The sequence below is a fragment of the Saprospira sp. CCB-QB6 genome (genome assembly GCF_028464065.1).
GTDB lineage: Bacteria > Bacteroidota > Bacteroidia > Chitinophagales > Saprospiraceae > Saprospira.
Window position 1 is genome coordinate 58,264 of sequence record NZ_CP116808.1, and the last position, 13,316, is coordinate 71,579.

The window sequence follows — 13,316 nt, forward strand, 5'->3', positions numbered from 1 at the left end:
TAAAAAAAGCAGCTCTTAGGAGCTGCTTTTTTCGTGTTTAGGACCAAGCCTTAGCGTTTCATTTTCACTACTTTTCGTTCTGCACGCTTAAGTAGAAGTTTAATCTTCGCCTTTTTTACAGGGTTTTGATCCACAGCTTTGCTATGGCCTTTAGCTTGGAGAAACTGGCCCAAATCTCCGCTCCAAATAGGAATACGCAAGGGATTTTCGCCTGTTTTTTCTTCCAAATAAACCTGAATACGGTCTTCTCTGTGGGCGCGTAAAGAGCGTTTAAACTGTTCCTTCACGGCTTTCCCTTTAAAGAGAATGGGTAAGGTTTTGCTCATTTTAACCTCACTACCCACCATAATTTCATACTTCCAGTTGGTTTTTGTCTCTGTAGAGTCCAGTTCAAGGCTATCTGTTATCCATTTGAGGGACTCCAAATCAATTTGGAAGCTTACATTATGTAAGCTTTTGGGCAATTTGCTTTCGCTTTTTTGTTCGGCCAGCAAAACCTCTCCTGTTTTGCGGTCAATAAACTGATAGCTGAGGGCTACTTTTTCATTGGCCAAAAGGCGACGGTGGGGAAAGAGTACATGGATTTGGCTAGAGTCAACGGTCAGCAAGAAACTATCTTGACCCATTTCTACTACGCCTTCGCCTAAGGTATTATAGCCGATAAAATCGACGCCATTACGTTGTCCATCGAGCAAAAGGATTGCTCTTTGGCGATATAGGCGGGGCAATTTTGCTTTGAGGGTCACCACATAGCCAAAATCATTATTTTGTACTCGGTCCATAGCCAACTCCTCCTCCAAAAGCAAATCTCTCAGCGTATCGGGTCGCTCAATCACTGGGCTTGGTTCATCGATAATGGGAATTTCCAGATCGGGGACCAAACTCATTTGCAAGCGAATCTGAGAATCATCTAGGTCTAGATAAGGGATAAAAAAGGCGAGACTATCTGTGGCCTTCATTTTTTCCTGTTCATAAAGGCCATATAATAAGGCCGTAGGCAAACTATCTTCGGGCAAGGTCTGCATAGGGTAAACCGTTTGGACCAGCGGCTGGCCTTCCATGTTTTGGAAAGCAATTCGCAGTTTAGAATATTGGTCCATATCTTTTACGGCATAAGCAAAACTAATTTTCACGCCTTGGGCCCCTTCATATTCCACTTCTTCCTCTACAAAAGTGGCAGAATAGTACATATACTTGGGAAACTCCAGAGGTTTAAGGAAAATATAGGGGGCTGCTTCCACAATATTTTGTCCTCCTCCATCAAAGTAAAACTCGATCTTTTTGATTGAGGAATTCCAGGCATAATGGGGGATAAAATAGCTCAAGCGACCATTTTCGGGCAATTCCATTAGTTCAGTGGGTTGCACTTGGCCCTCAACCAAAGAGTAGAAAAGTGGAATTTTCACCTTTTTACCTTCCACATCAGAAAAGACGAAATCGGGACGCATTTTTTGGCCCTTTAGGCTTTTGGGCAAAAAGTATTCGAGGACCAATTTTACTCCTCTGCGACCTTCATAAATAAAATCGTCTTGCACATAGGTACTGATAGGTTGTCGGCTTCTTTTGCTTAGCCCAATCGTATAATTCAGCCGCTTAATTTGGCCAAACATTTCTCCTTTTTGCGATTTGCGCAAATCTTTGCTGGCCGCGGCCAAAGGCATTCGGCCTAAAAAATCATCTTCTAGTCCATCTTCATCATAAAAATTGATATAAAGCTCCTCTCCTTCCAGAGCAAAAAATTGCGCTTCCTCGGCGGGAACTTCATAGCTATTCGGCTGCAATTTAGAGCTGTAAACGGGATAATCACTTCCATTACTACTGATGGTCCAATAAACATCGGGCGCCCCTTCTTTGGGCGAACCTGGATCAAGCAAACGAGCCGTTTGTTTCACTTCTGCCTGCTCCATTTGGAACAAAATGCTGTAGGTCTGCGGCTGTGTATAAGCAATGGCATTACGATATTTCAACAAGCCAGGCACCTCATAAATAAACTCAATTTCCTCCTGTGGTCCAGCCGCCACGGCCAAATCTCGATAGGCTACAAATCGGCGGCGTTTCTGCCAATCATTGGGTTTGAGGACCAAATAGCTACTGCTATCGCTAAACACCTCTTGCCCATATTTCCGGGCGCTAAGTTGCTGCTTATAGGTAAGCAAATATCGGCTATTACTGGGGTATCGGCACTCAAAGCTGAACATAATTCCCTTGGTCCCCTTATCGGACATCTGAATATTTTGTTCAAATTTAAAGTTGCGGACCTCCAGTTTTTGGTCCAGTAATTCAATTTGTTCCTGTGCCCATAAGCTGCCCCAAAAGCAGCTAATGAGGCCAAAAAATAGGGTAAAAAGTGCTTTCATATAGTGTGTGTTTTTGCTCCAAAGAGCTCTGATTAGGCTTGTTCTTCTATGTTTTTGGGGGCTTGTCATGCTTATGATCCCAACAGGACTTGAACCGCTAAGGGGCTATTCTGTCTGTTTTTTAGGGGCTTGCCGCCTGTGGCGGCCGGGCCATTCCGTGGCTCGCAGCTCTGCTCGGCCCTGCGGGGCTTTCGCTTCGCTCCAGCCCCTAGGTCTGCGGCTGCGCCGCACCACTTCATGTCCCTAAGCCTGCGGCGGCTTCGCCGCCTGTGCAACGCAAAAAAGGGCCTTAGCTAAAGACATAATCGGCATAGCGGGCCTCAATTTCTTCCAAAACGGCTAGCAAATCGGGCAATTCCATTAAGCTAACCAGCTTTTTGCGGTATTCTTTCACGCCTGGCATCCCCCGAAAATAATTGGTATAATGACGGCGCGTTTCCAAAACACCTAGAACGGGACCTTTCCATTCCACCGCACGGATAAGGTGGCGACGAGCGGCATCTACTCGCTCGTGAATTGTGGGTGGGGCCATCAATTCTCCTGTTTCAAAATAGTGCTTAATTTCTCTAAAAATCCATGGATAGCCAATTGCTGCACGGCCAATCATGATTCCATCTACTCCATAGCGTTCTTTATACAATTTCGCTTTTTCGGGGCTATCAATATCGCCATTACCAAAAATGGGGATATGAATGCGGGGATTTTCTTTCACTTTGGCAATATGAGACCAATCGGCCTCTCCTTTATACATCTGGGCCCGAGTACGACCATGAATGCTTAGGGCCTTAATCCCTACATCTTGTAGACGTTCGGCCACTTCTTCAATTTTAATGCTGTTGTGGTCCCAGCCCAAGCGAGTTTTAACGGTCACAGGCAGTTTGGTCGATTTCACCACCGCCTCTGTCAATTCGACCATACGGTCTACATCTTGCAAAATGCCCGCACCGGCCATTTTGCAAACTACTTTTTTCACGGGACAGCCAAAGTTAATATCTAAAACTTCTGGTTGAGCTTCTTCTACGATTTCGGCGGCCCGCATCATAGAATCTAATTCGGCCCCAAAAATTTGCACTCCAATAGGGCGCTCTTCTGGGTAAATATCTAATTTGACTACACTTTTCTTTGCATCTCGGATCAGCCCTTCCACTGAAATAAATTCAGTGTACATCATATCGCAGCCCTGTTCCTTACAAAGTGCACGGAAAGGGGGATCGCTAACGTCCTCCATAGGGGCTAGCAAAAAAGGGAATTCACCCAAAGCAACATCTCCAATTTTAACCATAATAGTTTTATGTTCTGTTTGGCGCAAAAATACGACGAACAAAGAGAAAAGCCTTTGAATCTAGCGCTTTTTTGGCCCAAAAAGCAAGAGAAGTAAAGATCTCCTTAAAATTTCCTAAATTTAACTCAAAAGAAACAACTCCATGAACGAGAGAAAGACCAAAGAACGAACGCTCCCCAAAATGAAAAAGAGAGAGCCTTGCACGCCTGCACAAATTGAGGCCAACAAACATATTTACGATGACCATTTTCGGATAGGTTTTGTCCGCCAATTCAATCGAGAGGTTTATAGCTTGATGGACCAAAACTATTTTCGGCCTGAATTTATTGGCTTTGAGGAGTTGCCAGAGCGCAATGACCCCAAACATCCCATTATTTTTGCTAGTAATCATTCGGGCATGGCCTTCCCTTGGGATGCCATGATTTTTGGTTCGGGCCTAGCAAAGATGCATGAATTTGATCCCAAAAAGCAGCTTAGAGTACTGACAGCGCCTATGCTTTCTCAGACGCCGGCCATGCATCCTTATTTTATGCTGCATGCCTGGAAGATGGCGGGCGGTATAGATGCCAGCTTTCTGAACTTTGAGACCATGATGCATTATCCCGACGGCCAACTATTGATTTATCCAGAAGGGGTACCTGGTATTGGCAAAGGCTTTAATCGTCGATATCAATTGCAGCGCTTTTCTAGCTCTTTCATTCGAATGAGTTTAAAATATAAAACGGATATTGTCTGGTATTCCACCATCAATGCCGAATACGTGGCCCCTTTGATGTATAGCCATCAGGGGGTAAATAAGGCGATCAATAAAATTGGGGTGCCTTTTTTACCTTTGGGCCCTTTGACTCCGCTTTTGCTCTTTCCGGCCGCTTTCTTTCTCTCTTTTCCCAGCAAAATGACTTTTGTTCGGGGTTCTCGGATTCGGCCCTATGAGTGGACCGACAAAGCCTTTGAGGAATTGACCGAGGCTGAGATTGAGGATATTCGCCAAAGGGTGCAGGACAAATGCCAAGAGGAGCTAGAGCTGGCCCTTGCCCGATATGGTCGGCATCCCTACCGCAGTCGAGAACTGCTCAAAGTCATCTTTAAGGGTTTTCCGCTGAATACGCCTTTGGGCTGGCCCATGCTTTTTCATGAATTTGAGAAGCAATGGCATCAAAAGGGCAAAAAAGGGGAAGAGGTCAAGGTCTACAAAGGTTTTGGGTCCTCTCTCTATTTGCTTTTGCGCAACCCCATTTGCATCCTTTATTTTATTCCCTTTTTTGGTTGGTTGGCTTTAGTGGCTTATGGCCGTTGGCGCTGGAAAAATGGCTTTAAGGAAAAGGAATAGGTTTAGCGCTGGCTGGCCTAGCGATGTGCAGCAGTGGCCGTTAGGCCAGACCAAGGCGCTACAAGCGCCGCAGGGCCGAGCGAATAGCGAGCTGCGAAACGTAGCGCCGACGAGCGAAGCGAGGCGGAGGCCCCAAAAAATGCCTAAATCCTTTAGTTATTCTAAGATTTGATTATCTTGAGTCTGGCCAAATGACGGCCTTTTATTTTAAAAAGTAATTAGAAAAACGGCGAATGCAATTTCAATTGGATAAAGATCTCTGCTTTTTAGATTTAGAGACCACAGGCGGTGATATTATGAAAGACCGCATTGTGCAAATTGCACTAATTAAGTACCCTAAAGATGGGGGGGCTGCCATTGAGCGCTCTTATTTGGTTAATCCGGGGCAGCCGAGTTCGGCCGAGGCCTTGGCGATTCATGGTCTTGGTGAGCAGGAGCTAAAAGATGCACCTCCCTTTAAGTTATTGGCCATTGAGTTGCTTGATTTTATTGGTGATGCGGATTTGGCGGGTTATAATTCTAATCGTTTTGACATTCCCGTTTTGATGGAAGAATTTTCGAGAGCGGGTTTTGAGTTTTCGATTGAGGGGCGTCGCTTGATTGATGCCATGCAGATTTTTTATAAGATGGAACCTCGTACGCTCAAGGCGGCCTTGCGTTTTTATTGCGGGCAAAATTTGGAAAATGCTCATGATGCGTTGGCAGATACTCGGGCTACGGCGGAGGTCCTCAAGGGGCAAATTGAGCGCTATGCGGAGAGCAATTGGCAGGATCCCAAAACGGAAAAAGTCTATGAACAGCCTGTTAAAAATGATATGCAGGCCCTACATGATTTTATTCAGCAAGCCAATCGGAAAGTGGATTTAGGCGGGCGTTTTGTTCGCAATGAGGAGGGAATTATCCTCTTTAATTTTGGCAATCAGAAGGGGCAGCCGGCCTACAAACACCCCAACACTTTGCGCTGGATCATTGATCGAGAATTTCCGGTGCAGGTAAAAAACATTGCCCGTGAGATTTTAGGGGGCAAGCTCAAGTAATTTACTAACAAACAATAGCATAACCCATTATGAACAAAGTTGTGGCAAACGCCCAGGAAGCGATTCAGGGCATAACGGACAACATGACCTTGATGCTTGGTGGCTTTGGTCTTTGTGGCATTCCAGAAAATGCCATTTCGGCCTTGGTCCAAGCAGGTATTCAGGGCCTTACTTGTATTTCTAATAATGCTGGCGTCGATGATTTCGGCATTGGCCTAATGCTTCAGCAGCGACAGGTCAAAAAGATGATTTCTTCTTATGTTGGCGAAAATGCCGAATTTGAGCGGCAGCTTCTTTCTGGCGAACTAGAGGTCGATTTGGTTCCTCAAGGCACCTTGGCCGAGCGCATCCGTGCTGGTGGAGCGGGAATTCCTGCCTTTTATACGCCTACGGGCTATGGCACCGAGGTGGCAGAGGGCAAAGAATGCAGAGAATTTGATGGCCGCATGTATATCATGGAAACGGCTCTTTCTGCAGATTTTGCTTTGGTAAAGGCTTGGAAAGGCGACAAACACGGTAATTTAGTATTTAAGGGAACGGCCCGAAACTTCAATCCCATGATGGCCAAAGCGGGTAAAATCACGGTGGTTGAGGTAGAAGAATTACTCGAGCCTGGCGAACTTCATCCCAATGAGATTCACATTCCTGGCGTTTATGTGCAGCGCATCTTCCAAGGTGTCAATTATGAAAAACGTATTGAGCAGCGCACTGTTCGCCAAGCCTAACCCTTAAAAAATAACCTTATGGCACTAGATAAATATGGCATTGCGCAGCGCATTGCCCAAGAACTACAAGATGGCTATTATGTCAATTTGGGGATCGGGATTCCCACTTTGGTTGCCAATTATATTCCAGAAAACATGCAGGTTTTTCTACAATCTGAAAACGGTTTGCTCGGTATGGGCCCCTTCCCTACCGAAGAAAATGTAGATGCTGACCTCATCAATGCGGGCAAACAAACCGTAACTGCCCTGCCTGGCGCTTCTTTGTTTAGCTCGGCCGAAAGCTTTGAGATGATTCGGGGAGGACATATTGATTTGACCGTTTTGGGCGCCATGGAAGTGGCTCAAAATGGCGATATTGCCAACTGGAAAATCCCAGGAAAAATGGTTAAGGGCATGGGCGGCGCCATGGACCTAGTTGCTTCGGCCAAAAACATCATTGTGGCCATGCAACATACCAACCGCAAAGGCGAGTCAAAGTTGTTGGCTAGCTGTAGCCTGCCGCTTACGGGTGTGGGCTGCATCAAAAAAGTGGTCACTGATCTGGGGGTATTCGAGATCAAGGACAATGCTTTCCATTTGTTGGAGCGGGCGCCTGGCGTTTCGGTCCAAGAGATTCGGGAAAAAACAGCTGGGGCTTTAATTGCCTCCGATGATTGTCCAGAAATGAAGTTAGCTTAAGATTTGAACCACTCCTTTTTGGGGTGGTTTTTTTTGGGCCCGCGGCCGGCTAGCCTTCGGTTAGCGCTGGGCCATATGGACCAATGGGCATAAAAAAAGACCCTACCTGTGGGGGTAGAGCCTTAGCTAATGTCAAAAAAGCAGCGATCTAGAGATCAAGCTTGCGTTCGCGAACATCGCGGTAAACCGCTTTAAGCTTCTCTGTACGACGCACCACAGAAGGCTTTTCAAAGTGTTTGCGTGTACGAACTTCACGCATCAATTTGGTGTCTCTTACTTTACGCTTGTAACGGCGTAGGGCGCGGTCGATAGTCTCGCTATCTTTTACATTGATAATTAGCATAAAAACCCCCTTGGTTTAGGTTGAAAATAAAAAAATATAGGTGCATTTAAAAAATGCCTTGCAAAGATCTACTATTCTAGCAATAATCACAACTTTAAGGGAAATATTTTTTTGGAGAAGCTCTTGGTCTCCAAAAGGGTTCTTTTGCTCTTCCTAACTTTTTGTTAAGCACTACTAAACCTTCTCCTTGAGTAATAGTCTGTAAGCAAAGAAAAAGGCAATAGCCTACGCTTAATTTATCAGATAAAAGCTCAAGGTATGCAAGCTACAAATTATAAGAAGGAAAAAATAGCCTTGGCCTCTGGCTATATCTACTGGCCCCATGGGGAGCCGATTCTGGAGCAGGTCGTAAGCAAAAATTATACAGTAGGAACTCAGGATGCCAATGAGATTGATCAGACGATAGAACGAATGGCTGCTGCTCGTGGCCAAGCAGTTTATCATCTTGCCGACATTCGTGAAATTAAAGGCGGGAGTTCTGAGGCCCGCAAACATTTTAATGAAGGGCCTCCAGCTTGCGTTAAAGCTTCGGCTGTTTTGGTTTCAGGGGCCGTCTCTAGATTGTTGGGCAATTTCCTGATTCAATTAAATCATGCCCATGTACCCATTCGTCTATTTGTTGATCGAGAAGAAGCGATTGACTGGTTGCTCTCTCAAGTGGAAGAATAAAGAACTTTATAAAATGGTCCTGCCTGAGTAGGACTTTTTTGTTTTTGCTAACAACTGCTTCAACTAGCAACTGAGACTATAAGTATTTGAGTAGGATTATTTTTTGAGCGGAAATAGGGATTTGATGCTCTTATTTTGGCCTTTTCCCCCCTTATCTATTAAGGCCTTCTTTGTTTTTTTTAGGAAAATTTTAGAGCTAGCCGCTAAACCAGTTTTTGCTCGACTTGTCTTTATGCAGAATGCCTTAACAGGCATTTAAATTGGTTGAAACAAGCTTAACAAAACAAGTACAAGCAAGCATATGCAAGCTACAAATTATCAGAAAGAGCGAATAGAATTAGCCTCTTGTGCCATTTATTGGCCCTATGACAGCCCTGTATTAGAGCAAATCGTTCATGACAACTATACTATGCAATTAGAAGATGCCAATGAAATTGATCTAACTATTGAGCGAATGGCAGCAGCGAGAAATCAGGATGTTTATTTTATGGCAGATATCCGACAGATACAAGCTGGAAGTAGTGAGGCCCATCAGCATTTTAAGGAGCCGCTTCCTCCTTCTATAAAAGCAATAGCAATTTTGGCTGCTGGTGGGCGATCTAAGTTATTAGGGAACTTTTTTATCCGACTCAACCAGTCTAGTATTCCAAGTCGATTGTTTACTGATCGGGTGGAAGCGATTGAGTGGTTGTTGGAGCAAAAGAGAAAACAACAATAAATTGGTCCTTATAAAATAGCCGAGGCAGTTGCCTCGGCTATTTTTTTGCGGTAGACAGGCGGCGAAGCCGCCGCAAAGGCGCGCAGCGCCGCGGCTGAGGGATGGATAAGGGTGGCCGCAGGCCAGACCGAGCTTTTTGAGCAAAGCGAAAAAAGCGAAGGGCCGAGCAGAACTGCGAGCCCTGACACAGCCCGACCCGCCCAAAGGGCGGGGCAGCCCCAAAAGAAAAAAGGAGTCAGCACGATCTTGCACTGACTCCTTTTCATTTTAGCTAAAGTTAAGGCTTATTTTTCTACCGTAAACTTATGGCTTTGGCCCAAACCATTGGGGGCTTGTAGGCGTAGGATATATTGACCAGCGGCCAAATTACTGAGGTCAAATTGTTGTTGCAAGCGAAGAGGAGCGATGTTTTGAGTTTGCAAAACGCGGCCCAAAGCATCGATAATTTCGGCTTGATAGCCTGCAATATTGCTTGGCAATTCTAGTTGAATTTGGTTGTTGGCGGGGATGGGGAAAAGTTTAGTTTCTCCGCTAGCTTCTCCAAAATAAAGCACTTTGACATCGCTATAGCTTTGGCTACCATCTACATCATTTTGGCGGAGGCGGTAGTAATTATAGCCAGCAGCAGGCTGCTCGTCTAGGGTATTGTAAGTATTTTGGGCCAAATCTTCTTGGGCGGTAAAGCAAGCGATAGTTTCAAAATTGACGCCATCTAGGCTGCGCTCGAAGCAGTACTCATCGCCAGCGTGTTCGTTGGCTACAGTGGCAGAAAGCAAAGCTTGTCCTTCTACTTTTTGGGCCGTGAAATCCAACAACTCTAGAGGAAGTGACAATTGGCCAACAACATCGGCCAAAGTGAAGGGGCTAAAGCTAGTTACTACATTAGAAGTAATGCTACCTGAAGTTGCCGTTCCCGTTAGGAAAGTATTGCCTTCTGACTCCCATTGGTTGCTTGTGCTAGGCGCTTGGGTGAAGTAATGCCCCACCAACAAATCATTGGGATCGAGTACTTGGCTATGAGGGCCCCAGTGTAGCGTAACAAATAGAGAGGCGCCAGTTCCAGTAAATACCTCATCTAGGGTCCAGTATTCGAGTACAGAAACATGGTCTAGCTCTGCAGCATTAAGGTTGTAAGTTCCGTAGCCTTGGTTAAAGTATTGTGCCACAAAGAATTCGCCTGTATTGACAGCAGTTTCGATACCAATTGCGCCATAGATACCATTATCACCAGTGGGATAAGTAAAGGCATCGATTCCAGTTCCTGAAGTTTCTTTAAGTACAGGACCATCAACATGGCTAATATCTGAGGCATTGATAGCTGTGGCATCTACATCAAAGTAAACTCTTTCTGAGGCAGAGCCCAAAACGATACCTTGTTGGAAATCCATCTCTTCATCAATATAAATATCGCTACAGTTATTGATGAGGAAACCTGCGGGTTTGATTAAGCGAACAAAGCGGAAGTTTTCTACGGCTCCAGCATTTGTTTTGATGACCGTTTGGTCGGTGCTTCCAACAAACTCGACTACAGCATGAGTTTCATCAAAGCCATTATTGGCTGCATCATCTAGCCAATCGCCATGTAGGCGGAAAAGGCCAATTGCGCTAGCATTGGGATCGTCATAATCGAGAAGGCCATTATTGTTAATTAGAAGGCTACCGAAAACCTCCATACCTGTACCAGCAGTAGTGCCATCGTTATTTTCTAGTTTAGAGACCGAAGCGCTGGGGTTTCCACCGATGATAAGGTCTCCCAAGATCTGCATTGGGCTAGCATTGGTATTGCTATTGAAAACCTCTACGGCCCCGGTTCCAGTATTTCCAACCAACATATCTCCTTTAACGGTCATAAATCCACCACTACCGCTAAACACCTCTGATAATCCAGTAAAGCTATAATCTCCGCTTACGGACTCCATATAGAGGTTAGGATAATACATATTATTTGTAATCACGCTAACCGAACCATTATTGGCATAGCGGAAATGCCAGTGGGCTGTAGCGGGAATAGTAGAGATACCATTTTCATAATTATCTCTATATGCGGCAACGGTACTGCTTCCTGTTTTAATAATTGTTGCATTAGCCCCCATTTCCCAGCTTGCGCCAGTTTGGAAGTTAATACCATTTCCTCCGCCTGCACCATGATCTTCCAGCGTACCTTCTAGGAGGAAATCAATACCTGTATCTTCTTGGATGCGGAGTTGTAGGCTTGCGGGAATAACTAGTTCTCCACCAGCTTCTACCACCAATTGGTCGATCTCGATATCTTGGTCCAACTCGATGAGGTGACCATTAAGAATATGTACATAATCGCTATTATCGAAGCGAGGATAGTCGCAAGCGGCCACCCAAGGTCCAGCTGCAGAAGAAGCCATTTCCCAACTGCTTACATCGGTCCAATAACCAATAGTTGCTGAGCGATAGAAACGTTCTGCACCAATATTAAATTGAGCGGCTTCAGTTAGGCTTCCACAGCTTCCGTCTTCAATGACTTCGCAGTAGAATTGGTAGCCATCATAATCCACCAAATTGCCTTGAATCAACAATACATCAGAAGTTTCTCCGCTTACTGTAGTTGCATTGGGAAAAGCGGCTGCACTTACGGCTGTCCAGCCCGTAGCAACGCCATCATTTTCATTAAAATACCATTGGTAAGTTAGGGTTCCACCATTATTTGCGCTAGCGGTTACGCCCATCAAGAGTTCGCAACTATTTACATCTGAAGGTTGAACACTAAAGGTTGGAGGCGTGAGGGGGGGACCAGAGGGCGCAGCAAAAGTTCCCAAATCAGAAACATCGCCAGAGGTTCCTGTGGTCCATTCTGAAGCATCAAAATTGGGGTTGGGGCCTGTTACTGTAGTATTTCTACGATATAGGTAGCCAACTGCACCTACAACTTGATCTTCAAAATCGTCTACCACAGTTCCAGAGGGAACATGAACAAGTTCTAAGCGGTCATCATCATTATATCCACTTGTTGTACCTGCAAAAATAAAATCTTCTACTCCTCCTGTAGCACTACTTGCGCGGCCAACCAATACTTGGCCGGGGTTGATGGTGATTGCAGGAAAGTCGAAAGTAAAAGAAACTGTTGTTGTCGTCAAATCACCATAACGGCGAATCTCATAATCTGAAAGATCAATAGGGCTAGCGGTACCATTGTAAACCTCGATATAGCCCAAAGAGCCGCCATTATTATCGTAAACCTCAGAGATGATCAGGTCTGTAAAAATGGGTGTACCTGCACAGCTTCCCACCTCTTCTAAGTACGTAAAGCTATAAGGGGTGCTAATATCACAAGCCGATTCGCTAAGCGTCAGTTGGCCATCATTTGCTGCTGTGGGTACAGTAGCAATAAGTGTGGTGGCATCAACGAAGGTTGTATTGGCAGCAGCAACGCCAGCAAAGCTCACGCTAGTAGCCGCGGTAAAACCAGTTCCAGTAATAATTACTTCTGTGCCAGCAGGACCCGAAGTTGGGGCAAAAGCACTTACCGTATGCGGACAAACCACAGCGAGATCTCCTTCTAGTAAGGCATCTTCAATAACCCAGATTTCATTTCCGCTATTGTTTACAAGCTCTAAACGAATTTGCAAATCACTGACAGAAGGAAGTCCTGTAATTTGTAAAGTAGAATAATCCAAACCTCCAGAAGAGGAAAAGCCTACTGCAGAATTGTCGCCATCATAGGCAACAGTAGCCTGATCTACACCAGAAAATGACCACTGAGAGTTACTAAAACCATCCAATTGAAGTTCCTCACTCCATGTCGCCCCTCCATCAGTACTGATTGCAACAACTACATAGTCCGAACCATCTGCCCCATTTCCAGAAGTTCCTGCAAAAGAGGCCAAACGAATACTAAAGTCAATATTGGTATAGCCCGTGGTATTCATGCCTGAAAACAAGGCTGTTCCTGATTCGTTGATGTACTCATAGCCTTGTGTGCCGCTTACATATCTAGGCTCTCCAGCAGGGAATGGCCCTGTAGCCGTGGCCACGCCACCTCCTGTCGGACTAAATGTCATAGCTGGTGCAGCTGGGCTAGCCTCAAAATCATAAGTTGCAATTGTTGTCTGGGCCGATAACTGCCAGCTAATAAAGCACAAAAGTGCTAAGTAGAGATGTCGCATAAGTAGTCAAATAATTTGCGAAAAGGTGTTAGATTAAGTAC

Annotated in this window: 10 protein-coding genes; 6 read left to right on the forward strand and 4 right to left on the reverse strand. The window is 45.2% G+C overall.

Annotated features, from left to right (window positions below; genetic code table 11):
- Nucleotides 1-50 precede the first annotated feature (50 nt).
- A complete protein-coding gene (locus PPO43_RS00245; RefSeq protein ID WP_272619730.1) occupies nt 51-2,357 on the reverse strand; it encodes a hypothetical protein in 2,307 nt (768 codons plus the stop codon).
- A gap of 289 nt (nt 2,358-2,646) precedes the next feature.
- Complete coding sequence (gene dusB / locus PPO43_RS00250) at nt 2,647-3,639, reverse strand: tRNA dihydrouridine synthase DusB (RefSeq protein ID WP_272619731.1); 993 nt, start codon at nt 3,637-3,639, stop codon at nt 2,647-2,649.
- 142 nt (nt 3,640-3,781) lie between these two features.
- Between dusB and PPO43_RS00255 the strand changes: the two genes are divergently transcribed.
- The 4 genes from PPO43_RS00255 (at nt 3,782) to PPO43_RS00270 (ending at nt 7,409) form a co-directional block, all read left to right on the forward strand.
- Nucleotides 3,782-4,969, forward strand: coding sequence for a glycerol acyltransferase (locus PPO43_RS00255; protein WP_272619732.1), 1,188 nt, complete (start codon nt 3,782-3,784; stop codon nt 4,967-4,969).
- A gap of 233 nt (nt 4,970-5,202) precedes the next feature.
- Entirely contained in the window at nt 5,203-6,006 is an 804-nt protein-coding gene (locus tag PPO43_RS00260) for a 3'-5' exonuclease (protein ID WP_272619734.1), read from the forward strand.
- 29 nt (nt 6,007-6,035) lie between these two features.
- Nucleotides 6,036-6,731: a CoA transferase subunit A gene (locus PPO43_RS00265; RefSeq protein WP_272619736.1), complete on the forward strand. Its 696-nt coding sequence runs from the start codon at nt 6,036-6,038 to the stop codon at nt 6,729-6,731.
- An 18-nt stretch (nt 6,732-6,749) separates the two neighbouring features.
- Nucleotides 6,750-7,409 carry a CoA transferase subunit B gene (locus tag PPO43_RS00270; RefSeq protein ID WP_272619738.1) on the forward strand — a complete coding sequence of 220 codons (660 nt, stop codon included), beginning with the start codon at nt 6,750-6,752 and terminating at the stop codon, nt 7,407-7,409.
- Between the two features lie 148 nt (nt 7,410-7,557).
- On the opposite strand, the gene rpsU is transcribed toward PPO43_RS00270, so the two are convergent.
- Entirely contained in the window at nt 7,558-7,752 is a 195-nt protein-coding gene (gene rpsU, locus PPO43_RS00275) for a 30S ribosomal protein S21 (protein WP_014373077.1), read from the reverse strand.
- A 258-nt stretch (nt 7,753-8,010) separates the two neighbouring features.
- Between rpsU and PPO43_RS00280 the strand changes: the two genes are divergently transcribed.
- The gene (locus PPO43_RS00280) at nt 8,011-8,421 is read left to right on the forward strand and encodes a DUF7793 family protein (protein WP_272619742.1); all 411 of its coding nucleotides are present in this window, start codon (nt 8,011-8,013) and stop codon (nt 8,419-8,421) included.
- A gap of 301 nt (nt 8,422-8,722) precedes the next feature.
- Nucleotides 8,723-9,139 carry a DUF7793 family protein gene (locus PPO43_RS00285; RefSeq protein WP_272619744.1) on the forward strand — a complete coding sequence of 139 codons (417 nt, stop codon included), beginning with the start codon at nt 8,723-8,725 and terminating at the stop codon, nt 9,137-9,139.
- Between the two features lie 284 nt (nt 9,140-9,423).
- Here PPO43_RS00285 and PPO43_RS00290 read toward each other — a convergent pair whose 3' ends face one another.
- On the reverse strand, nt 9,424-13,275 hold the full coding sequence (locus PPO43_RS00290; RefSeq protein WP_272619746.1) for a lamin tail domain-containing protein: 3,852 nt from the start codon (nt 13,273-13,275) through the stop codon (nt 9,424-9,426).
- Nucleotides 13,276-13,316 lie beyond the last annotated feature (41 nt).